Origin of the sequence: Nonlabens antarcticus (genome assembly GCF_015356755.1) — a bacterium.
Lineage (GTDB): Bacteria > Bacteroidota > Bacteroidia > Flavobacteriales > Flavobacteriaceae > Nonlabens > Nonlabens antarcticus.
Window position 1 is genome coordinate 16,662 of sequence record NZ_JADFCO010000056.1, and the last position, 23,990, is coordinate 40,651.

Sequence of the window (23,990 nt, forward strand, 5' to 3'; positions counted from 1 at the left end):
ACTATGAAACCCTTCTTTAATTTTCTTCTCCTTCTCACAATTCTTTTTTTAGGTTCCTGCAGTACCGATAAAAAATCTGGCGAACCCCTTAGCATCATTGAAGTGCCTACCAGTCCAGTAATTGCCGCAAATGATCAGACAGATGTTTTGATTTCTGACTACATTTATGGAGGACAAGCCATAGACAGTATCACCGTTGGTAAAGGAATTAGCGCTTTGCCTTGGACAAAAACCGATAGTATTTTTTCGTTTACGATGACTGATAGTCCATCTGTCAATCTGATGACACTTTGGACGCAGGGATCTCGTAATGATATTCCCGTTTTTAAGAGTCAAAACAAAGTCATCAGAATTAACTACAATAAAGCAGCTGGTGATTCTAATATCCAGATTAAAGGAGAATTTACAAATTGGGCTCCAGTTGACCTAGAATCTGACGGTAACAACCTTTATTATGATGCTGCCCTTCCTGCCGGTAAATTCCAATATCTATTTGTAATCGATGGTGAAGAAGAACATTTAACTGGAAGCGAGCAAAATCTCATTAGCAATGGAATGAATGGTTTTAACCGAATGATCGATAACAGCCGAAAGGAATTTCCAGCCGAGCTGAGTTACGGTAAGATTTTAGAAGACGGATTTACTTTTCAAACCACTGGAAATCTAGATAATGTAATTGTCTTGTATGAAAACCAACTCTTGCCTGCAAGGTTAAATGGCAATGAATATCAAGTCACGATTCCTAAAACCGATTTTAGCAATCGAATTTCAAAAACCCAACTTATACGAGTATTTGCCAGCGATGAAAATGGGAGAACAAACGATCTGCTCATTCCCGTGCAAAACGGTAAAGTAGTTACAGATCCTTCAACATTGGATCGATCAGATTTTCACACGCAGGTGCTCTATTTTATGATGGTGGACCGATTCCTAGATGCAGATCCATCGAATACAAAGCCTGTCGCAGATCCAGAAATACTTCCTAAAGCAAACTATATGGGCGGTGACCTCGCGGGAGTTTTACAGAAAATCAACGATGGCTATTTTGAAAACTTGGGTATTAGTACCATCTGGTTATCACCCATTACTCAAAATCCGGAAGGTGCTTATGGTTTATGGCCAGAACCCAAAACAAAATTTAGCGGATACCATGGTTACTGGCCCATTTCAAATACAAAAGTAGATTACCGTTTTGGAGATGAGAAGATCCTTAAGGAAATCATCGCCACCGCTCATGACAAGGGAATGAATGTCATCCTCGATTATGTAGCAAATCATGTTCACGAGGAACACCCATTATATAAGGAACATCCAGAATGGGCTACAGATCTCTATCTACCGGACGGTAGTTTGAATACAGAACGATGGGATGATCATAGATTGACTACATGGTTTGACACTTTCATGCCCACGCTAGATTTCTCTCAGCCAGAAGTCGTTGAGAAAATGACTGACTCGGCATTGTACTGGGTTACAGAGTATGATCTAGATGGTTTCCGTCATGATGCTACTAAACATGTTCCTGAGGCTTACTGGAGAACACTTACAAAGAAGATCAGAAACAATACTAATCGACCCATTTATCAGATAGGGGAAACTTATGGTTCTAACGACTTGATCCGCAGTTATGTGAGTACTGGAATGTTAGATGCACAATTTGATTTTAATATGTACGATGCAGCGGTTTCTGGTTTTGCCACGGCAGATGACAGTTACACGACCATTGCAGAAACTTTAAAAAAGGGATTGGAATACTATGGGCATCATCATTTAATGGGCAACATCTCAGGAAATCAAGATCGCGCGCGATTTATCAGTTATGCAAGTGGTGACGTGCGTTTTGATGAAGATGCAAAAAAAGCAGGATGGACTCGGGAAATACAGATGACAGATTCCACCGCATATGATAGACTGGGAATGTTGCAGGCATTTAACATGACGATTCCGGGAGTTCCCGTCATTTATTACGGTGATGAATACGGCAGCATCGGTGGTGGAGATCCAGATAATCGCAAGATGATGAAGTTTGAGGGGTTGTCAAATCGGGAGAAGGAATTGCGCGATCTCGTTCAACAACTCGCAAAACTGCGTCGCAACTCCATGTCATTGTTATATGGAACTACACAAATCGTTACTGATGCTAATGGTATGCTCGTGTTACGCCGGGCTTATTTTGGGGAGGAAACCTATGTGTATTTCAATGAAAATCCCATTATTATGAATGTAGCCGATAAAAATGACCGCTTTCGCGAAAGCGAAATTATCCTCATCAACGCGTTAGAAACGGACAATCAAGTTCAAGTAGGAGCTGGGAATTTTGCTATCATTCAAGCCAAAGCCAAGAAGAAAACCAAAACCAAGAACTAACTCACAAATCTAAAACTATGAAAAAGTATATAGGATCGATTTTCTTAATCAGCCTGCTGTGGGCTTGTAAGGAAGAGACTAAGATAGCAGAAAATTCATCTCAAGAAATTACAGAATACAAGCCCATCACTGATGAGAATTTGGAAAACGCAGTGATTTACGAGGCAAATATCCGTCAGTATTCTGAGGCGGGAACTTTCAATGAATTTACTAAAGATATCCCACAGCTCAAGGAACTGGGCGTTAAGGTAATCTGGTTGATGCCCATTTTTCCTATTTCTGAAAAGAATAGAAAGGCAAAGGGTGATTTAATGGTCCACGATATCAAAGATGAAAATGAGCGCACTAAATATCTAGGCAGTTATTATGCCGTTGCAGATTATACAGGAATTAATCCAGATCTAGGTACAGAAGAAGATCTAGAGGCATTAATTAAAACAGCACACGATAACGGCATGTTTGTTATTCTGGACTGGGTGGCAAACCATACGGGCTGGGATAACAAGTGGATTACAGAACATCCAGAATATTACACTAAAAATGAGGCCGGAGAAATCATTTTTCCAGCAGGAACAGACTGGACAGACACGGCAGATCTGAATTACGACAATCTAGAATTGCGCAAGGCAATGATAGAATCCATGAAATACTGGGTAGAAAAACATAATATTGACGGGTTTAGAAGTGATGTAGCTCATGAGGTCCCTACTGATTTTTGGAACGATGCCACGGCACAATTACAGGCTATCAAACCTTTGTTTATGCTAGCCGAAAGTGAGAAGAAAGATCTGTTTACAACAGCTTTTGATATGGGTTATAATTGGGAAGGACATCATTTAATGAATGAAATGGCGCAGGGAAAGCGAGATGTCACTGCCTGGGATGAGTATATGGAAAGAAACGATACCGCTTATCAAAAGGATGATATTCTAATGAATTTTATCACAAACCATGACGAGAATTCCTGGAACGGGACAGTAAAAGAACGAATGGGTGATGCACAAGAATTAATGCTTGCATTTCAATATGTGATTCCCGGAATGCCATTGATTTATTCTGGTCAAGAATATGGTATGGATTACCGTTTGAAGTTTTTTGAAAAAGACAGTATCCCTAAAACGAAGGGAAAAGTGTGGGAGCAAATGAAAAAACTAGGCGAATTGAAGAAAAATAATCCAGCACTAAATGGAGGAAAAAATGCTGCAGATTATAAGCGTCTTTCCACCAACGATGATAAAAAGATTTATGCTATCAGCCGTTCAAAAAACGGAAATGAGATCTTCTTCATAGGTAATTTTTCTAAAAATTCAATCAAAACAAATGTCAATGGACTTAAAGGAGATTATCTCAATTTGATGTCTGGAACTACCGTAACTATTGATGGAAATTCTCCAACCGTATTGCGCAGTTATGAATACCTAATGTTAGAGCCCATTAAATAATTAGCCAATTGTTTGAATGAAAAAGCCGCAGGAATTAATTCTTGCGGCTTTTGTGTTTGAATTGAATTGTACTTTAAACTTGGTCAGTGTCTTTACGATATTTGATAAGGGATATTCCAGCAAAGAAGAATATTATTCCAAGGATAATACAGGGCCATTGCCCTGCGCCTAAAGCCATACTTCCAAATGCAGAGAGTGTTCCTAATACTAGTGCGATCGCGCCGCCTACAGTCATTATCAATCCTAATATTTTAATCATGGTGGTTGTTTAATTTTATCAAATCTATAATAATGCCGGCATAAATTGTTTGATTTAACGTGTATTTAGAAATTATCCAGAGGCTTAACTGGTTATGTATGATACCGTGAAGACTCAATTATTGTAATTTGGCACTCTAAATTCTATAAAATGGACAAAACATATTACGACCCTAAGGACTTAAAGAAATTTGGTAAAATAACAGAGTGGAGTGAAGGCCTAGGGAATAAATTTTTCGATTACTACGGGAGTGTTTTTGAGGAAGGCGAGCTAACCGCCAGAGAAAAATCCTTAATAGCACTAGCTGTTTCTCATGCCGTGCAGTGTCCCTATTGTATAGATGCCTACACCAGCGATACTTTAAAACGCGGTGTAACTAAAGAACAAATGATGGAAGCGATTCACGTCGCGGGAGCCATTAAGGGAGGTGCAACTCTCGTTCATGGTGTTCAAATGATGAATAAAGTAAACAAGCTAGAAATGTAGCAACTCGAGTTTTTGCTGTATCAGCAACCTACCTGAATTGATTTGTCTGGGATTTTCTCAAGTTGTGAGAATAGTATTTCAAATAAAATAGCAGGAGTTGCTGCTTTCATCCATAGATTAAAACTGAGTCGTTTTTCATTTAATAGAAATGGACTGAATTTTGATCAATAATATCAAGTTTGTAGTTTTAAGGTTTGTAATGTTCAATTTCAGAATCGACTACATAATGATTATTTATCCTACGATTTTTAGAGATAGCGATATTCTAAAACTCAGATGGCATATTTATCGTAAATATGCATTCGCTAGTTAATGATGGACTTAGTCCATCTGCTAAATAATTTCAATTCTACAAACACCCTTATGAGTGTAGCTGTCAATACTAAAAAATCACTAAAAAAAAGGGATGCAGATCTCGCCAATATCAATAAGCAAATGGAGGTTCTAAATGGCGAACCGTTTTCAAACGGCGAACTACCTTCTTTTGCTAAAAAGATAAAGGAGACGAATCAATTCCCCTTAAGACCTAAAACGCTAGAGATTTTACAAGTGAATGTAGGTTACATGTGCAACCAGGTGTGTGCGCATTGCCACGTGGATGCAGGTCCAGATCGCAAGGAAATTATGACACGTGACACCATGCGTCAGATATTAGATGTTATTAAAACTACAGAGGCGCATACATTAGACCTTACTGGAGGAGCTCCAGAAATGAATCCAGATTTTGAATGGTTTGTGGAAGAAGCCGCTAAAGCTGGAATCCAAGACTTTATCGTCCGGTCTAACCTAACTATAATCCGCGCTAATAAAAAGTATTACCACTTACCTGATTTTTTCAAAAAGCACAATATCCATGTTATTTCCTCCATGCCACACTGGACAAAGGGGAAAACAGACAAGCAACGTGGTGATGGTGTTTTTGACAAGTCGATTAAAGCATTACAGGAACTGAATGACCGTGGTTACGGCCTGCCAGATAGCAGTTTGAGATTAGATTTAGTGTATAATCCCAATGGCGCTTATTTACCTGGTGATCAGGCCAGTATGGAGAAAGAAATGAAATCCAGACTCATGGAAGATTTTGGAATTCAATTCCATAATTTATTCGCCATAACTAATCTACCGATTGCTCGCTTTCTTGACTATTTAGTTGCTAGTGAGAATTACGAAGATTATATGTATGCTTTAGTAGAGGCCTACAATCCGGCCGCAGTAAAGAATGTAATGTGCACAAATACCATCTCCATTTCTTGGGATGGCTGGTTGTACGATTGCGATTTTAACCAGATGTTAGACCTGAAAGTGGACAATAAAATCCAGCATATCAAGGATTATAATGAAGATTTGCTTAACGACCGCATTATTCAGATTTCTCAACACTGCTACGGTTGTACAGCTGGTGCAGGAAGTAGTTGTCAGGGAACTGTTGCAGATTAGTTGATCATTGATTAGAATTAATAAGAAAAGCTGATGAGTCGTTTAAACTGAATCAGAATTCATGCTCATGAGTGCTGTTTAATATTATTAGATGTTCAGAATATTCCCATATTGGTTTTGGAAAATAATGGTCGGCTTGTGGAGCTTAGCGTTGATGCTGGTTGTGTATGAACTGATTTTTGAAACGCCAACCTGGAAACACCTAACACTGTCATTCCTTTATATTTCAGGAATCTTTTGGGTCGCTAAACACTTTGGTTGGATTTCATGGAACAAGAACAAGTCAAATAATTGAAAGTAGATTGAGGTAATGAAGATTTTGATAGTTGCATTTTTAACTCTGTTTGGTTCCGCTTTCGCGAAAGCGCAATCCATAGACAACCTTTTAAAACAATACAATCACCATAGTGTTCCTTACATATCTGTGCAAGAACTCTCAATGGATTATGAAGATTATGTGATACTTGACACGAGGAAAAAAGAGGAATTTGATGTGAGTCACTTACCTAATGCTATCTGGGTAGGTGAGAAATGGGAACCTACCGCACGGTGGGGACATGACGCTACAATCGCCGTGTATTGCAGCGTGGGAATACGTAGTGAAGATTATGGTGAGCAGATGCAAGAGGCTGGCTTTTCTAAAGTAAGAAATCTTTATGGGAGTATATTTGCGTGGAAAGATGCCGGTTTTAAGCTGGTAGATTCTGCGGGAAAAGCAACAGAAAATGTCCATACTTATTCTAAAACATGGGCAAAATATCTAAAGACGGGTAACAAGAAATACGGAAATAATTTAAAGGATTGATGATAGATATTCCTAAATGGTTTTGGCAAATTTTAGTTTTCACAAGTTTAATAGGCAGTGGTTTTACGCTGTATTTAATGGCTACTGGAGAAAAAGATCGCAGTTATATCTGGTATCTATTTTTGTTCCTGACATCCCTTTGGTTTGCATTACGTCAAGTGCGCAAGAGTAACACAGACTAAAACCAAGGAATCTTTTTTTTCGTTTATATTTTTTTATTATAATTTGAAATATATTTTTAAACATTGCTTTAAAATTGATGTGTATTTATAGGGTACTGTTTTAGCTAATATTGATTTCTATCACCTAACTACAATACTTTAGTTTACTATTGTAATAGAGTTGTAATTATTTTGAATCCATCAGCTTGAGTTTAAATATCATTTAACCACTTATCAAAGACCAACGTTCAACAACCGCTATTCTTGTCTTTGCCCAAACGGCAGCGGCAGATGCTACCCAAAAGCCGATCGCCCATAATGGTGAATTGATGCAGGTATTGAATGACCGCATACTTCAAACGGTTAAAAAAAGCGGTCTTGATTTTTACCATTATTCTGAAAAAGAACAATACGGCATCGGTTTTGGGAATCGGTTTTCAAACGCTATTCAAGATGTCTTTGATAAAGGCTATGAACATGTAATATGTTTAGGAAATGATACACCACAGCTGCGTGTAGCTCAAATCCATACAGCCTTAGACTGTCTGCATAATGGTATTGCTGTTAATGGACCATCGCTGGACGGTGGTTTCTATCTAATGGGGATTTCTAAATCTCAATTTGATAAACAACACTTTGAAAATTTACCATGGCAAACTTCAAACCTTGCCGCCGCTTATTTAAAATTCCTTGATAAATCAGGAATTGAGGTAAAAATACTGGAGCACCTCGCAGACTTAGACTCTACAGAAGATATCCATAGATTTCTAAACGGGTGTGATCAAAGATCGATCATCATTCAATTGATCCTAGGAACTTTAACTCTCGTACAAAATTCAAATCATTTTTTACCTACAAGAAAACCAGCCTCTGTCATCTTCAGAGCTATTTACAATAAAGGGTCGCCGCTTCTTGCCGCTTAATTTCCAGCCGTAAGGCAAATTATTTTTCAACCTTTTATTTATTCCATTACATGAAGAGAATTACTCTACTCATGTTACTCCTGTGTTGTTTCACGGGTGTAGCACAAATAACAATAACCGGTACCATCACAGATACTACCGGTAACCCCATCGCCTTTGTAAATATATCTGAGCGAGGGACACAAAACGGAACTACCAGTAATGCAAATGGTAGTTATTCCTTAACTGTCGCAGATAGTGCGATCCTTAATTTTTCCTATGTTGGGTACGAGCCACAAAGTCGAGTGGCTAATGGTACAACCTTAAATGTGACCCTGCAAGAAGGCGACTCTTTGAACGAGATCATTGTAACGGCACTAGGAGTGAAACGACAAGAACGAGAATTAGGTTATGCGGTGCAAACCCTGGATGAAGAAGATATTCAGGAAGTAAAAGCTGTTAATCTAGTCGACAATCTGGCTGGAAAGATAGCTGGAATTACAGTGACCCAAGGAGCAACGGGAGTAGGATCTACTTCAAAAATTACCATAAGAGGAGAGGCCAGTTTTTCAAATAACAACCCATTATTTATTGTTGACGGTACTCCTGTGAACAATAATTCTATTTTCAATTTTACGAATGAAGCAGCCGCTGGATTTCAAGAAATAGATTTTGGGAACGGTGCTGGAGAAATCAATCAGGATGACATAGGTAGTATTTCTGTTTTGAAAGGTCCTGCAGCAGCAGCCCTTTACGGAACCCGCGCTGCTAATGGCGCCATTATTATTGAAACTAAAAATGGAGGTAAAAAACGTGGGCTGGGCATTTCTTATAACACGAGTTTCTTTATGGATACCGCTTTTCAACTTCCAGAATTCCAAAACGAATATGGTCAAGGAAACAGTGGTCAATTTGAATACGTTGATGGACTGGGAGGCGGTATCAATGATAACATTTCATATTCCTGGGGACCTAGACTGGATCAGGGAATCTTGATTGCTCAATTTGATAGTCCTGTTACTTTACCTGATGGGACAGTCGCTCGCGGTGGGGATACCTCACTTTATAGTGGACTCCCTATAACCCCAACAGAGTTCAAAAGTCACCCAGACAATCTCAAAAATTTCTATGAAACGGGTTACACTGCTATTAATAACATTGCTGTCAGTAATGGTTTTGAAAAAGGAGATTATCGTTTGAGTTTTACAGATTTGCGCAGTGAGAGTATTATTCCAGGTGTCAACCTAGATCGCCAGACAGTGGCTGCGAAACTCAATTTTAGACCTAGCGACAAAACAAGCATTAACGGTAGCGTTAATTATGTGAACAGCGCATCAGACAACAGACCATCGAATGGCTATGGAAGTGAGAATGTAAATTATTCACTAGTAGCATGGGGACCTCGCTCTTTAAATATTGAAAATTTGAAAGATTACTGGCAGCCTGGATTAGAGGGTGTGCAGCAGTATTCCTTCAACTATACATTTTTTGATAATCCATATTTTATATTGAAAGAAAACAGAAACAGTTTTGGCCGTGATAGGGTATTTGGAAATATTTCATTGACTCAGGAATTGACGCCAGAGTTGACAGCAACCGTTCGGACAGGAATGGATTACAGCAATGAAAAACGACGTTTTTTACGTAACTATTCTTCCAATCGATTCCGCAATGGAGCTTATGCAGAGCATGACGTATTTTACAGGGAAATCAATACAGACTTCTTGTTGAATTATAAAAAGCAATTTGGTAATGTGAGTTTTGATGCGAGTGTAGGTGGGAATAGACTTTCTCAAACGGCTCAAACGACCCAGACTCAAACGACCAGTCTTGCGCAACCGGGAATCTTCTCATTGAATAATGCAGCGAGTCCCATCGAGACTTTTGGATTTACATCAGAGAAACGAATTAATAGCTTTTACGCTTTCGCGAAAGCGGGATATAAAAACTTTTTATACCTAGACGTCACCGCTAGAAACGACTGGTCCAGTGCACTTGCAACACCATTCACGGCTGATAACACCTCATTTTTTTATCCGTCAGTATCAACAAGTTTTATCTTAAGTAACGTCGTGGACTTACCTAGAGTGATCGACTTTGCAAAAATCAGGGCGAGTTATGCAACCGTTGGAAATGATGCAGACCCATACCAAACCCAAGGAACTTTCCTGTCGCAAACACCCGTGAACTCTCAACCTACATTTACCAACCAGGATTTTATCCCTAATGCAAACTTGAAACCAGAGCGCACTTCTAGTGTGGAATTAGGGTTTGATGTGCGTTTGTTAAAGCAGCGATTAAATGTTGATTTCACCTATTATAATGCAGTAACTGACGATCAGATTCTATCATTACCTATTGCCATATCATCGGGATTTGGCCAGCAAGTGATTAACGGTGGGTCTGTGAGAAATCAAGGAATCGAGATCGTATTGAATGCCATACCGGTACGAACAGATAATTTTGAATGGAGTAGTACCGTTAATTTTGCTAGAAGTCGTGCGATCGTGGAAGACTTACCACAAGATGACGGTAGGTTGACTTTAGGTTTTTCAAGAGTTTATGACAATGCAGATCAAACGGTTTTCCATCAAGTGGAAGAAGGTGGTCGCATAGGTGATTTATATGGAACAGGTTACCGCCGCAATGAGAATGGCGATTTTATACTTACAGAAGCTGGTCGATTTATCGCAGATCCAGAACTTAAAAAATTGGGAAACTACAATGCTGATTTCACGGTAGGTTTCAATAACACATTTACCTATAAACAGTTTGATGCTTCTTTCTTATTTGACTGGAGACAAGGTGGGATTTTAGTTTCTAGAACTTTAGCGCTAGGTGCTGTAGCGGGTCAATTGAAAGATACATCCTTCAGACCTGAAGAAGGAATTGTTGCTAACGGAGTCGTAAATACAGGAACCGCAGACAATCCGGTTTATGTTCAAAACACCACGGCAGTAACTGCTGAAAGTTATTACAGACAGTTTTATGATCGAAATCACGAGGAAAATAATGTATATGATGCGAGCTATCTAAAGCTGCGTCAGTTTTCCATAGGTTATAATTTTGAGTTGGGTGAAGGAGCCTTAGGAGTCTTTACTTCTGGTGCATCGATGAGAGTTTCATTGATCGGTAGAAATTTATTTGCCTTGAGTGAAATCCCGCATTTTGATCCAGAGCAACTGGCTGTTCAAGGTCAAGGTTTTGTAAATGGTGTCGAAGACATGTCATATTCCTCTACCAGAAGTATCGGTATAAAAGCTGGAATTAATTTTTAAAAGAAAATCAATATCATGGATGTAAACCACAGCATAGCTGGATTTTAATCGATTGATTTTAAAATACTTAATAAGGCCTTATTTTTTTTAAAAGCTTCCCCTTTTTGGAAAATGTTCGCATGATAATAAGGCTTACACAATATATAAAAATGAAAAATTTACATAAATATACTATCGTTCTTCTAACCTTTATGAGTATTGCAATCGTGTCTTGTACAAACGATTTTGAAGAACTGAATACTAATCCTAATGCGCCAGTGAGTGTACAACCCAGTCTGTTATTCCGTCAGGTGATTTACGATTATGGCGAGCAAATGTCTTATGAAGGTTTTGTCGCAGGCGGTTTGCTTAGTCAGCATGTAACAGCCTTAGACTTTAATCTGTTTGATAGGCATGCCTTAAAAAGTCCGCAATTGGGTGGTGATCCTTGGCCTATTTTTTATAAGAATCTGCGGGATAATGAAATCATCATAAACCAGTCTCAGAATACACCCGCATTTGCCGTTTATGAAGGTCCAGCGCTAATTTTTAAAGCTTATATGACGGCGGCATTGACAGATATATTTGGTGATGTTCCCTATTCAGAAGCATTTAAAGGTTTAGATGGCGTTGTTCAACCCAAATATGATTTGCAAGAAGATATTTATTTGAAACCAGATGGAATCTTAGACAATCTGGACAAAGGAATTGCAGCCATAGAAAACTATGGCGGTTCCATCAGGTTAGAAGGTGATGTTTTATTCAATGGTGATCTCGACGCGTGGATTCGCTTTGCAAACAGTTTGAAAATTAAAGCGCTGGTGCGTATTTCAGGAAGGGAGAACGTTTCTGCGAGATTACAAGCGTTGTACAATGAGCAAAATTATATCAGTTCTAATGCTGAAAATGCAGTCTTCAATTTTACCGATGGAGAACCTAACAACTTTCGTCTAGCTCGATTGAGAGCTGGAGACTTTAATAATTTTGTGATGAGCGAGACTATTGAAGAGATCTTAGAAGATCTGGAAGATGATCGTATTAATATTCTTTATAGACCTCGAGCAAACAATGCAAATGGTGATAATTTTGAGGGACTAATCAATGGGATTGATGCGTCCTCTACTTCAGTTAGTCTAGCAGATTACTCCCTAGCAGGCACTGTTTTTAGAGAAAATACAGGAATGCTGGATGCTAATTACATGACGTCATGGGAAACTAATTTCCTGCTTGCAGAAGCTGCACAAAAAGGAATTATTACCGCACCGGCAAAACAATTGTATGATACTGGAGTAACCCAAGCTTACGAGTATTGGAATACTGTTTTACCCGCAAATTATTTAGCGACAATTGGCGCCTATGGTGCAAATGGCAATGATCCAATACAGCAAATCATTACCCAAAAATGGATCGCAAGCATCATCAACGGGTATGAAGGATGGATCGAATACCGCAGAACGGGATTTCCTGTATTCAAAGATGTATCGGCCAGTTTAAATAACGGATTGATCCCGGTAAGAATGCCTTACCCTGCAGAAGAAGCAGCTTTAAATTCCGACAATTACAACGCTGCGGCTAACGCTACTAATGACAACAGTATCAATGTGCCAGTCTGGTGGGATGAGTAACAAATATAAAATCAAAACAAAAATTAAAAAAAAGGGTGTTAGTCTACAGTATTGCGTATAAAATACAAAGTCTGAAAAGGGATTAACGATTGAAAGTTTTTGATTTATTAACTCAGAAATTTTAACCATCTAAACGTTCTCGACTGCGCTAGAACTGACATTTTACTAAATACTAAATACTAAATACTAAATACTAAATTGGATTTCCTTACCCAGACATCAACATTACAGTGGCTTCTCATCATAGGGAGTAGTTTGACTTTTTTCATACTAGCACCATATGCGAAAGATCTAGCGACCTTTTTTAAAGCGCAACACCGTGGCAAAGCACCTAACATGATGATGCTTACAGGGAGCTTGATCATTTCCTGGATATTTGCAAAAAGCATTACGAACGCAGCAAATCTGGGATTGGAATTTGGCCTGGTAGGAGGTGTGGCTTATGCTGGTTATTATTTATCCTTTGCAGTAGCGGGAGTTATTATTTATCAATTACGTACTGTAGGAGGCTACACCAGTATTCATCATTTTTTAACCGATAAATATGGTCGTAAGGCGGTAGGCTTATTTTCAATATTGATCAGTTTTAGGTTGTTCAATGAAGTATGGTCAAATACCATGGTCATTGGGACTTATTTTGGTGATATGGGAAGTACACCTTATTATACTTCCATTATTGTTTTTACCCTAATGACACTAGCATATACTCTAAAAGGTGGTTTGAGCAGCTCTATATTTACAGATGTGATCCAGATGGTTCTGTTTTCTGTCTTATTGATTATCATTCTAGGAGTTATTTTTACCGAGCCTTCAACTGACATTAGCGGAATGATGAGCAGCGGCACCTGGTCCATGGAAATGGGATTGAACCTTTTCTTTGCAGCAATCCTCCAAAGCTTTTCCTACCCTTTCCATGATCCCGTACTAACAGATCGCGGATTCATTAGCAGTCCTATAATCACTAGGAAAAGTTTTTTCTGGGCTGCAATTTTAGGAGCTATTTGTATTATTCTTTTTAGTGTTGTGGGAGTCTATGCTCAGCAAGAAGGAATGCAAGGACAAGCTGCGGTTGAAGTGGCGAAAAAGTTGGGTGTTGTCTTATTATTAGTGATTAATTTTATAATGATAACTAGTGCCTCAAGTACTCTGGATAGTACATTCTCAAGTTTTTCAAAATTGCTTGCGGTCGATTTAAACTTAGGTCAAACAGTATCTTTTGGCCGCATTATGATGGTGGTGGTTGCTATTCTGGGAACCATACCCGTTTTTCTGAATGCTGAAATATTAAGTGCTACCACCATTAGTGGAACGATGGTAATAGGGTTGACTCCCGTTTTTTTGTTATGGAAAATGAAAGCACCGCAAATCAGTTATTTTTTATCTGTAATTTGCGGGCTTGTTTTCGGGATGCTGCTCCTCTTTGAATGGTTTCCTGAAGACCTTATTTTTACAACGGGAAAATATGCTTCTCTTTTGTGGATCAATGTTTATGGAATATTTTTCAGTTTTACTTTCTTCTTACTGCCAGCATGGATAAAGAAATCATAGATCTAGGACGCAAGTCGGGCAAAATGTTACTTTTTGGTGGCGTGTATAGCAACTTACAGGCTTTAACAAGTTTGATTCAATTTGCAAGACAACACGATATCCCAGCAAAGAACTGTATTTCTACCGGCGATTTAATTGGGTATTGTGGACAACCACAAGAAACATTCGATCTTTTTAAGTCTTGGGGAGCTCACAGCATTTTAGGCAATGTAGAAATCCAGTTAAGAGACGATCAGGATGATTGTGGTTGTGATTTTACCGCTGGTTCACGATGTGATGGCTTTAGTGAGATCTGGTTCGCTTTCGCGAAAGCGAACCTTCATTCCAACTCAAAAGAATTTTTCAAATCATTACCAGATCATATTACATTTAAGTATGCGGGTAAAAACATGGGCGTAGTTCATGGAAGTTTTGAAAATGTATCCCAATTCATATTCAAGTCCACCACTTGGGAAGAAAAGCAAGCAAGCTTAGAAGCCTTGAATGCTGATGTTATCATCGCTGGACACTGTGGGTTGCCATTTACAGATAAAACAGATTCTAAAACCTGGTTGAATCCAGGAGTTATAGGTATGCCAGCAAACGATGGTCAAAGTTCAACATGGGCGATGATCATTGATGATGCTGACGGTTTTGAGTACCAGCACTTCCGTTTGACCTATGATTATGAAACTGCCATGAACGCTATGATAAAGCAAGATCTTCCTCAGGAATATGTGAGAACATTAGAAACTGGAATATGGGATAATATGGAAATTCTCCCAATGACAGAAAAGGTTCTTCAAGGCAGCGAATTATTGCTGGCTTAAAGAATGATTCAAGACTTATCTTCTAATTCTCTGGTCTATTTTAGAAATCGTCCAAAAGGTTTTTCTAATCAAACGCAAGAGAGATAGGATTGTTTCCAAATTAGCTTAAAAGCAAACAGCCCGAAAAGTAATTTTCGGGCTGTTTGTTTATACTGGTATTCTTAAAGCTTAAAAGCCTCTTTTACCTGGTCTACAAAATCTAATTTCTCCCAAGTAAACAATTCTACTTCCCTTGTGATTTTTCCATTGTAAGGAGATTCGAATACTTTAGTTACTGTTTTAGGTTCTCTACCCATGTGACCATAAGCGGCTGTATCTCGATAAATAGGATTGCGCAGTTTCAAGCGGCTTTCAATAGCTGCTGGACGCATGTCGAATAGTTCCCTAACTTTTACCGCAATCTCACCATCGGTCATATCCACTTTAGAGGTACCATAAGTGTCTACATAGATAGAAGTAGGCTCAACAACGCCTATGGCATAAGAAACTTGAACTAAAACCTCTGTTGCGAGACCTGCAGCGACTAAGTTTTTCGCAACGTGTCTGGCAGCATAAGCAGCACTACGATCTACTTTTGATGGATCTTTTCCAGAAAATGCTCCACCACCGTGAGCCCCTTTTCCACCATAGGTATCTACTATTATTTTACGACCCGTAAGCCCTGTATCTCCGTGAGGACCACCTATTACAAATTTACCAGTAGGGTTGATGTGATAAGTAATCTTGCCATTGAAAAGTTTCTGAGCATAATCTGGCAATAAAGCAGTTACTCTAGGCATCAAGATTTCAACAAGATCTTTTTTAATTTGAGCCAGCATCGCTTCATCATCTTCATTGAATGGATCATGCTGTGTAGAAATCACGATAGCATCGATGCGCTGTGGCACATTGTCATCGCTGTACTCTATGGTTACTTGAGATTTTGCATCAGGTCGTAAATAAGTAATGTCCTTATTTTCCCGACGCAACTTTGCAAGTTCTATTAATATTTTATGGGAGATATCCAGGGCGAGTGGCATGTAATTCTCCGTCTCATTAGTTGCATAACCGAACATCATTCCCTGATCTCCAGCGCCCTGCTCTTCCTTACTCTCCCGATCAACGCCTTGATTAATATCTTGCGATTGCTCGTGAATTAAGGAAATCACTCCACAGGAATCGCCAGAGAATTTATATTCCCCCTTTGTATAACCTATCTCGTTGATGATATCTCGCGCAATAGTTTGCACGTCTAGATACGTGTCAGACTTGACCTCGCCAGCGAGAACTACTTGTCCTGTAGTTACAAGGGTCTCACAAGCAACCTTAGATTCAGGATCAAAAGCTAGAAAGTTATCTAGTAAGGCATCACTTATCTGGTCTGCTACTTTATCTGGGTGACCTTCACTCACAGATTCTGATGTAAATAAATATGGCATGTCGTTATAACGCTTTCGCGAAAGCGTATTTATTAGAAACACTTTCACATTTAATAAAAAAGTATGTAGGAAGAAGGACTGTGCGCGGATAAATACTTCTGATTTAGCATTTGTGTTCTACCATGGTAAAACGAGGGAGCAAGCAGTCAAATCATTCCTCTTTCAGACATCAAATATACATATTATGACATGACGCAGGCTGCGGTAGTATAGATTTTGTGATCTCTTTAATCTATTTTAATGATAGGCCTACTACACCAACTCTTCAGGACTCTTTTTTTTAAATCCAATGGCTTGATGTTTCTTAAAAGCATCAGAGAAACATAGGATTCGGGAATAAAACTTGCTATAATTGATAAACTTTTTTTAAAGCTCTGGAAGCATCAGAAATAAAATATAAACTTTATATTAAATTAATAATCAATTGATTAAGCGTATTAATCGGGTTTTAAATTATAATTTTTTATATCCTTAAATCCGTTTGAAATATAAATAGACCATAAAAAATTAGGTATCTCCATTTTAATTATTGAATCTTTACATTCAAGTTCATAACCATACTGAAATTATCAAGAAAGGACGAGGGAACAGACCCGTTGACTCCTTAGCAACCCTTTATTTATTGAAAAATAAATAATGAAGGTGCTAATTGCTGCTCGCAACTATGCGAGACAAGATGATACACATGTAAGTAGGTTACACTACCACAAGTTTCTTTTTTGATTTTTCCATCACGCAACAGCGGGACGGTAAATCTATATTTCTAATGGTTCTGCGCATTAATCAAATTTCTAATTTAAAAAAGAAACAAAATGTCAGATCAAAAGTTTTCAACCCAAGCATTACATGCAGGACATGATGTAAAAGTTCATGGCGGCACTAGAGCTGTTCCCTTGTACCAGACTACCAGTTATGTCTTTAACAACAGTGACCATGCAGCTAATTTATTTGCCTTAAAAGAGCCAGGGTGGATTTACACCAGACTTAATAATCCTACCGTTGACGTACTAGAACAACGTCTCGCCGCACTTGAGGGTGGCATTGCAGCGGTAGCAACGGCTTCAGGAACTAGCGCGATTTCTACAACCTTATTGACCTTATTGCGAGCTGGCGATCACATCGTTGCGAGCAATTCGCTTTATGGTGGCACGTTCAACTTACTTTCGGTGACTTTACCTAGGCTGGGGATTACGACCACATTTGTAAATCCCAACGATGACGATGCTTTCGCAAATGCTACTCAAGAAAACACCAGAGCAATTTTTGTAGAATCCTTGGGCAATCCTAAACTTGATGTGCTGGATCTCAAAAAAATAAGCAAACAAGCCAAAGCTGCTAAAATACCGTTGATTGTAGATAATACGGTGGCGACTTCCTACTTGCTTAAACCTATTAAACACGGTGCAAATATTGTTATTCACTCCTTAACAAAATACATCAACGGTAACGGTACAGCATTAGGTGGTATAATAATCGACGCGGGAACCTTTGACTGGACTAATGGGAAATTTCCAGAATTTACAGAGCCGTCTGCGGGTTATCATGGTCTGGTTTACAGCGAGGCGCTGGAAGCAGCAGCTTTCATAGCTAAGGTTAGAATTGAGGGGTTGCGAGATTTAGGCGGTGCTATTTCTCCGTTTAATGCATGGCAGATAATTCAGGGACTTGAAACGCTCGATATTAGAATGGAAAAGCATAGTAAAAGCGCTTTGGATTTGGCCAAATGGTTGGAGCAACAAGATGATGTGGCGTGGGTAAATTATCCTGGTCTTGAATCTAGCGATTATTTTGACCTAGTTCAGGAATATCTACCTAATGGCCAGAGTGGTGTGGTAACCTTCGGTGTTCATGGTGGCTATGAAAGTGCTAAAAAGGTGGTGGATAGTACTAAGGTGTTCTCTCTTCTCGCAAATATAGGAGATACAAAATCGCTCATAATTCACCCAGCAAGTACGACTCACCAGCAGTTAAAGGATGAAGACCAGTTGAGCACAGGTGTCACTAAGGATCTAATCAGATTATCTGTGGGACTAGAAGACTTAACCGACTTGAAGCAGGACCTAACTAATGCCTTCAAAAAAATCAAGGCCTCAGTTCTCGCTTAATGTTGGAAAATTTGAAATATATATATCTTCAAGATTTGCAACTGCGGTCTGGAAAGAAACAGAACATTAGTGTTTCGTATCAGATTTTTGGGCGTGAGTTACACAGCGCGCCCATTATTCTGGTCAATCATGCGTTGACGGGAAATTCCAGTGTGACGGACTGGTGGAGTCCGATTGTGGGTGCTGGTAAAACGATAGACTTGGATCAATTTACGGTGTTAGCGCTGGATATTCCGGGTAATGGTTTTGATAGCAATACAGAACACTTGATCTACAATTATCAGGATTTTTGCCTGGCCGATGTTGCCCTCGCTTTCGCGAAAGCGATAGAATCTTTGAAAATTTACACCATAGATTTGGGAGTAGGTGGGAGCATAGGCGGCGCATTGTTATGGGAAATACTAGCTATCAGACCTAAGCTCTTTAAAACTATCGTACCTATCGCCGCAGACTGGAAAGCCACGGACTGGTTGATGGCATGCTGCCATGTGCAAGAGACGATTTTAAGTAATTCTAACAAGCCCTTGCAAACTGCTCGCCAGCATGCGATGACATTCTACCGTTCTCCACAAGGTTTAAAAAACAAATTTAATAGAGAAGTGGAAGGTGAAGATTTCCAAGTGAAAGCTTGGCTCAATTTTCATGGAACATCGTTGGAAAAGCGATTTGTTTTACCGTCTTACCGGTTGTTAAATCATCTATTGTGGAACACAGATGCTTCAAGAAATTATTATGGTAAAATTGAACAAATGGTTGCAGTAAGTGACACTAGAATTGAATTGATTGCAATCGATAGTGATGGTTTTTTTCTAGCGTCAGAAGATCAACAAACCTATGAATTGCTCAAAGGGGAACATGAGATTGACTATCATGAAATAAAGAGTTTGCATGGCCACGATGCTTTTTTAATAGAGCACGATCAGGTATCGCAAATTTTAAGTAAAATAATTATAAACCAATTGAACCTCTCGCTGGTGGACTTGTCAGCGGCTGTTCTTTAAAATGGATCTAAGATCTACCATCAGATTATGACACAAATACATATATATTTATTCGGTATTGGGAATGTAGGAAAAACGTTCATTCAGCAAATATTAGAAAGCAGCAATTTTTTTAAGCAACACCATCATCTTGATTTACGAATAGTAGGACTGGCAAATTCCAGATCTGTTTTAACCGTAAAAGATGGAATAGGGACAGACTGGAAAGAAGTTTTCGGCAAGGAGTCTTCACCACGGGAAGCAGATAGTTTTTATAGGTTTTCTAAAAACACAGAAGTTTTAAAAATCGCAGTAGATGCGACAGCAAGTCAGGAATTATCCCGCTTTTATCCAGAAATTGTTCAGCATGGATTTAGCATCGTTACCGCAAATAAAATAGCAAATACATTATCACAAGATTTTTATGATAGGTTGCGATCTTTATTAAAGGAGCAACATCTAAATTTTGAATATGAGACGAATGTAGGAGCCGGTCTTCCCATTGTAGAAACGGTACGTAGTCTCTATAATAGCGGCGAGCAGATTTTTGTCATTAATGGTGTTTTCTCTGGTTCCTTAGGCTATATTTTCAATAGGTTTTCTGAGGAAGATGTCTCGTTTTCACAGGTTGTGACTGATGCTCTGGATTTAGGGTTTACAGAACCAGATCCTCGAGAGGACTTGTCAGGAAATGATGTGGCTAGAAAATTACTAGTACTTGCTAGGGAAGCAGGATTAAAGCTAGAATTTGAGGATATAAGTATTGAAAGCCTCGTAACACCTACATTAAAATCGGCTTCCCTTCACCAGTTTTTAACCGATTTGAGTCAGCTAGACTCTGATTTTCAAGATCGTAAAGATGCATTGAAAGAAGATGAGGTTCTCAGACACTTAGGACAACTGGATGTTATAAATAAACAGTTGAAAGTCTCTTTACAAGTGGTTAAAAAAAGCTCGCCGGCTGGACAACTACAGGGAAGTGATGGTTTTTTTGAGATATATTCTGAAAGCTATGCACAGCACCCGCTTGTTATAAAAGGGGCTGGAGCTGGCCGTGAAGTTACCGCTAGAGGACTTGTTTCTGACATCGTAAAAATCTGTAAATCACAACCTGTTTACTCTTTAGAACTTTTAGAAAAAGACTTTTAGTAAAAGTTCCAAAATCTAAATGATTGTATAATCAAAACGAGTTTATGGCAAAAATACGTTCTGGAAATAATCAGTAGCTTTACATATGCTTTCCAGAAAAACTAAATACGGGATAAAAGCCCTTACCTATCTAGCTTCCCGCAACTCTGACGACCCAGTAAATATTGCTACCATTGCTGATGGACAGAATATTCCACACAAATTTTTAGAGGCAATTCTATTAGAGCTTCGTAAAAACTCTATTCTGGGAAGTCGCAAAGGAAAAGGAGGCGGTTATTATTTGCTGCAGCCAGCAGAACAAGTTAGAATGTCTGCCATTCACAGAATTTTAGAAGGACCTATTGCGATGTTGCCGTGTGTAAGTTTAAATTTTTACGAAAAGTGCAGCGATTGTCCCGATGAAGATACTTGTGCCGTTAATAAGTTGATGATCAGAGTACGCGATAATACATTACAAATACTGGAGAATCAAACACTTGCCGATTTGATCAAGTAAATCTGGATTCTCTTAGCTCAAGATTATTTCAAGAATTTAGAATGAAAGGTGTAATTATAGGATGGTAAAAAGCTAAGGAAGATGTGTTTTTTATAAACCGCACCGATTCATTTCAGCTCAATAACTTCAAATATATTAAAGGTTTAATCATGTGTTGCGACTTGTTCTACAGGATGACAAGGCGGGTTGCTTTATTGCCAAATGTTTGTTTACGTGAGGATTGCTAACGACCTTTGCAGTCGCTTAATTAGAGTATGGATTTTATTATGGAGAAAGAGATGATTACTACAGACATTTTGATCATAGGTGCTGGTCCTACTGGGCTTTTTGCCGTTTTTGAAGCCGGATTGCTCAAATTGAAGTGCCATATTATTGATGCGTTAGCTCAGCCAGGCGGTCAATGTACAGAACTTTACCCTAAAAAGCCTATTTACGATATACCCGGTTTTCCAGAGGTTCTCGCTGGTGATCTTGTCACCAATTTAATGAAGCAAATAGAACCGTTCCAACCAGGATTTACGTTAGGAGAACGAGCAGAAACTATTGAAAAGTTAGAAGACGGTAGTTTTATCGTCACTACTAGTAAAGGAACTAAACATCACGCAAAAATCGTTGCAATCGCTGGAGGTTTAGGTTCATTTGAGCCGCGTAAACCTGCTATTGATGGTTTGGAGAAATATGAGGACAAAGGTCTGGCCTACATGATAAAGGATCCAGAAGTGTATCGTGATAAAAAAGTTGTTATCGCAGGTGGTGGCGATAGCGCACTGGACTGGTCGATATTTTTAGCAGATGTAGCTAGCGAAGTTACTCTAGTACATAGAAGAGAGGAATTCCGTGGTGCGCTAGATAGTGTGGAAAAAGTAGAAGAGCTGGTTCAAGCAGATAAAATTAGGCTAATTACACCAGCAGAAATTCTGGATGTCAACGGTAATGGAAAAGTTGAAACCGTTTTATTACAACACAACGATGAGGCCAAGCGTATGGAGGTTATCGAGTGTGATGCTTTTATACCATTATTTGGGCTTGCGCCAAAGTTAGGTCCCATTGGGGATTGGGGTTTAGAAATTGAAAAAAATGCGATTAAAGTGGACAACACGCTGGATTATCAAACTAATATTCCGGGAATCTATGCCATAGGAGATGTCAATACCTATCCAGGAAAATTAAAGTTGATCCTCTGTGGTTTCCATGAGGCAACGCTCATGTGTCAAAGCGCGTACCAACGAATTTTCCCAGACAAGCGTTATGTCATGAAATACACAACTGTGGGTGGCATCGACGGGTTCGATGGTTCTCGCAAAGAAGCCGAGAAGTCTATCGTAAAAAAAATAGGAAACAAGCAGAATGTCTGATATAAAGATCACCATCATTGACCGGGAAGGCAAGCGCCACGAGGTCGATGCACCTACAGATATGAATATGAATCTGATGGAGGTATGCAAAGCGTATGAACTACCAGTCCAGGCGGTTTGTGGCGGTATGGCCATGTGTGCGACTTGTCAATGTTATATTATAAGCGATCACGATCTGGGCGAGCGCAACGATGATGAACAGGCCATGCTTTGGGAAGCTTCATTTGTTAAAGATAATTCTAGATTAGGCTGTCAGGTTCCTATTACTGAAGATTTAGAAGGATTGGTGGTTGAGTTGGCGCCTGAGGAATGATTTTATCCATTGTTATATCAAGTAATTAATGATTGCCTATTATTAATTTGCTGCGCAAATCGTAATTGCCAGTAGTAGATAATTCCTTTATTTTAACATACTCAAAAACACAACTCGTCTCTTCTCTCAAGGGAAAACGGTAACCTTCATTGCTTCATACTACATCAAACAATGAAGCTACTTGTTTTTCCTTAAGGTAAATGCCGAAGGCAGTGAGTGTTTGCGATGCCTGGATTTCAGAAAAAAACTTGACTTTTAATTTAAAAGTTTGAGGTAAAATATTTTCTCTTCGGGAAGATGTCCGACATGATCTGAGCTTGTCCAAGTAAAGACAGATGGATTGGGATAATGATTTTAAGATTACTATCAATATCGTCAAACACCTATCTCGTCTCTTCCACTAAGACTAGGCTGATTGTAACGCCTCAAGAGAATACGATAGTTTCGGGAATAATGACCTTACAGAAAACCTATAGATAACTTGTTTTCTCCGCTGGAGAAGTCTAAGACAATGAGGTGTTTACAAAGTGATTGTTTCAATTTCAACATCAACAAACACCCATCTCTTATCTTCCCTCAAAAGGGAAGGAGGTCAGCTTGGGGGATTAATTCTTCCAGCACCAATTCTTATCGTGACTTGTTTTTCTTTCTGCATCCGACGAGCTTTTTGCAAGGGGAATGCACGCTGAAGACAAAAGGTGTTGCACACAAGTGAAAGTAATAATTACACCACCTAAATTTAAGTTTAGTTTTTTTACCGCATACCATTTGGAGTCGATTGATATCAACCTTCGCTTAATTTTATTTTCCTTTTAATTTTATTTTTGATTTTTAAAGCCCATATTTGCATCAGTTCATTGCTTACTAAGTTATAAAGAAAGGTTCAGGGATTAGACCCGTTGAGACCTTGGCAACCCTACAACTGTAGAAGGTGCCTCATTCTACCGCGCTCGCGTGGAAAGATAACTATCAGCTTCATCGCTATTCTTTCTTTAAAACTATGTACGCTTTCGCGAAAGCGGAAACGTCCTCAACACCTCAAACCTTTTTAATTCATTCCGTGGATTAAAATCCGT

General features: G+C 38.9%; 19 protein-coding genes and 2 riboswitches. Of the genes, 17 read left to right on the forward strand and 2 right to left on the reverse strand.

Annotated features, from left to right (window positions below; all coding sequences use genetic code 11):
- Positions 1–3: 3 nt before the first annotated feature.
- Positions 4–2,367 (forward strand): alpha-amylase family glycosyl hydrolase, encoded by a 2,364-nt coding sequence (locus tag IQ282_RS00565; RefSeq protein ID WP_194850001.1) that lies wholly within the window; start codon positions 4–6, stop codon positions 2,365–2,367.
- A gap of 17 nt (positions 2,368–2,384) precedes the next feature.
- On the forward strand, positions 2,385–3,809 hold the full coding sequence (locus IQ282_RS00570) for an alpha-amylase family glycosyl hydrolase (RefSeq protein WP_194850002.1): 1,425 nt from the start codon (positions 2,385–2,387) through the stop codon (positions 3,807–3,809).
- Positions 3,810–3,882: 73 nt separating this feature from the next.
- Here IQ282_RS00570 and IQ282_RS00575 read toward each other — a convergent pair whose 3' ends face one another.
- Positions 3,883–4,068 (reverse strand): hypothetical protein, encoded by a 186-nt coding sequence (locus IQ282_RS00575; RefSeq protein ID WP_194850003.1) that lies wholly within the window; start codon positions 4,066–4,068, stop codon positions 3,883–3,885.
- Between the two features lie 150 nt (positions 4,069–4,218).
- Between IQ282_RS00575 and IQ282_RS00580 the strand changes: the two genes are divergently transcribed.
- From IQ282_RS00580 to IQ282_RS00620, 9 genes are all read left to right on the forward strand, one after another.
- Positions 4,219–4,554, forward strand: a complete 336-nt coding sequence (locus IQ282_RS00580) for an arsenosugar biosynthesis-associated peroxidase-like protein (protein WP_194850004.1) — start codon at positions 4,219–4,221, stop codon at positions 4,552–4,554.
- Positions 4,555–4,917: 363 nt separating this feature from the next.
- Positions 4,918–5,991 (forward strand): arsenosugar biosynthesis radical SAM (seleno)protein ArsS, encoded by a 1,074-nt coding sequence (gene arsS / locus IQ282_RS00585; RefSeq protein ID WP_194850005.1) that lies wholly within the window; start codon positions 4,918–4,920, stop codon positions 5,989–5,991.
- A 310-nt stretch (positions 5,992–6,301) separates the two neighbouring features.
- Positions 6,302–6,796, forward strand: a complete 495-nt coding sequence (locus tag IQ282_RS00590; protein ID WP_194850006.1) for a rhodanese-like domain-containing protein — start codon at positions 6,302–6,304, stop codon at positions 6,794–6,796.
- Positions 6,796–6,978, forward strand: a complete 183-nt coding sequence (locus IQ282_RS00595) for a hypothetical protein (RefSeq protein ID WP_194850007.1) — start codon at positions 6,796–6,798, stop codon at positions 6,976–6,978. Before IQ282_RS00590 ends, IQ282_RS00595 begins: the two co-directional genes overlap by 1 nt.
- 308 nt (positions 6,979–7,286) lie before the next feature.
- The gene (locus IQ282_RS00600) at positions 7,287–7,880 is read left to right on the forward strand and encodes a TIGR04282 family arsenosugar biosynthesis glycosyltransferase (protein ID WP_194850008.1); all 594 of its coding nucleotides are present in this window, start codon (positions 7,287–7,289) and stop codon (positions 7,878–7,880) included.
- A gap of 50 nt (positions 7,881–7,930) precedes the next feature.
- Complete coding sequence (locus tag IQ282_RS00605; protein WP_194850009.1) at positions 7,931–11,137, forward strand: SusC/RagA family TonB-linked outer membrane protein; 3,207 nt, start codon at positions 7,931–7,933, stop codon at positions 11,135–11,137.
- A 149-nt stretch (positions 11,138–11,286) separates the two neighbouring features.
- Positions 11,287–12,741, forward strand: coding sequence for a SusD/RagB family nutrient-binding outer membrane lipoprotein (locus IQ282_RS00610; protein ID WP_194850010.1), 1,455 nt, complete (start codon positions 11,287–11,289; stop codon positions 12,739–12,741).
- Between the two features lie 198 nt (positions 12,742–12,939).
- On the forward strand, positions 12,940–14,289 hold the full coding sequence (locus IQ282_RS00615; protein WP_228547170.1) for a sodium:solute symporter family transporter: 1,350 nt from the start codon (positions 12,940–12,942) through the stop codon (positions 14,287–14,289).
- On the forward strand, positions 14,271–15,098 hold the full coding sequence (locus IQ282_RS00620) for a metallophosphoesterase family protein (RefSeq protein ID WP_194850011.1): 828 nt from the start codon (positions 14,271–14,273) through the stop codon (positions 15,096–15,098). Before IQ282_RS00615 ends, IQ282_RS00620 begins: the two co-directional genes overlap by 19 nt.
- A gap of 161 nt (positions 15,099–15,259) precedes the next feature.
- On the opposite strand, the gene metK is transcribed toward IQ282_RS00620, so the two are convergent.
- Positions 15,260–16,516: a methionine adenosyltransferase gene (metK, locus tag IQ282_RS00625; protein WP_194850037.1), complete on the reverse strand. Its 1,257-nt coding sequence runs from the start codon at positions 16,514–16,516 to the stop codon at positions 15,260–15,262.
- Between the two features lie 563 nt (positions 16,517–17,079).
- A riboswitch (SAM riboswitch) is annotated at positions 17,080–17,199 on the forward strand.
- Positions 17,200–17,328: 129 nt separating this feature from the next.
- On the opposite strand from metK, the gene IQ282_RS00630 reads away from it, so the two are divergent.
- The 6 genes from IQ282_RS00630 (at position 17,329) to IQ282_RS00655 (ending at position 22,914) form a co-directional block, all read left to right on the forward strand.
- Complete coding sequence (locus IQ282_RS00630; RefSeq protein WP_194850012.1) at positions 17,329–18,621, forward strand: O-acetylhomoserine aminocarboxypropyltransferase/cysteine synthase family protein; 1,293 nt, start codon at positions 17,329–17,331, stop codon at positions 18,619–18,621.
- 11 nt (positions 18,622–18,632) lie between these two features.
- Positions 18,633–19,622 carry an alpha/beta fold hydrolase gene (locus tag IQ282_RS00635; RefSeq protein WP_194850013.1) on the forward strand — a complete coding sequence of 330 codons (990 nt, stop codon included), beginning with the start codon at positions 18,633–18,635 and terminating at the stop codon, positions 19,620–19,622.
- A gap of 27 nt (positions 19,623–19,649) precedes the next feature.
- Positions 19,650–20,750, forward strand: coding sequence for a homoserine dehydrogenase family protein (locus IQ282_RS00640; protein ID WP_194850014.1), 1,101 nt, complete (start codon positions 19,650–19,652; stop codon positions 20,748–20,750).
- 85 nt (positions 20,751–20,835) lie between these two features.
- Positions 20,836–21,246, forward strand: a complete 411-nt coding sequence (locus IQ282_RS00645) for an RrF2 family transcriptional regulator (protein WP_194850015.1) — start codon at positions 20,836–20,838, stop codon at positions 21,244–21,246.
- Positions 21,247–21,524: 278 nt separating this feature from the next.
- Entirely contained in the window at positions 21,525–22,601 is a 1,077-nt protein-coding gene (locus IQ282_RS00650; RefSeq protein ID WP_194850038.1) for an NAD(P)/FAD-dependent oxidoreductase, read from the forward strand.
- Positions 22,594–22,914, forward strand: coding sequence for a 2Fe-2S iron-sulfur cluster-binding protein (locus IQ282_RS00655; RefSeq protein ID WP_194850016.1), 321 nt, complete (start codon positions 22,594–22,596; stop codon positions 22,912–22,914). Before IQ282_RS00650 ends, IQ282_RS00655 begins: the two co-directional genes overlap by 8 nt.
- 866 nt (positions 22,915–23,780) lie before the next feature.
- Positions 23,781–23,883, forward strand: a riboswitch (SAM riboswitch).
- Positions 23,884–23,990: the final 107 nt, after the last annotated feature.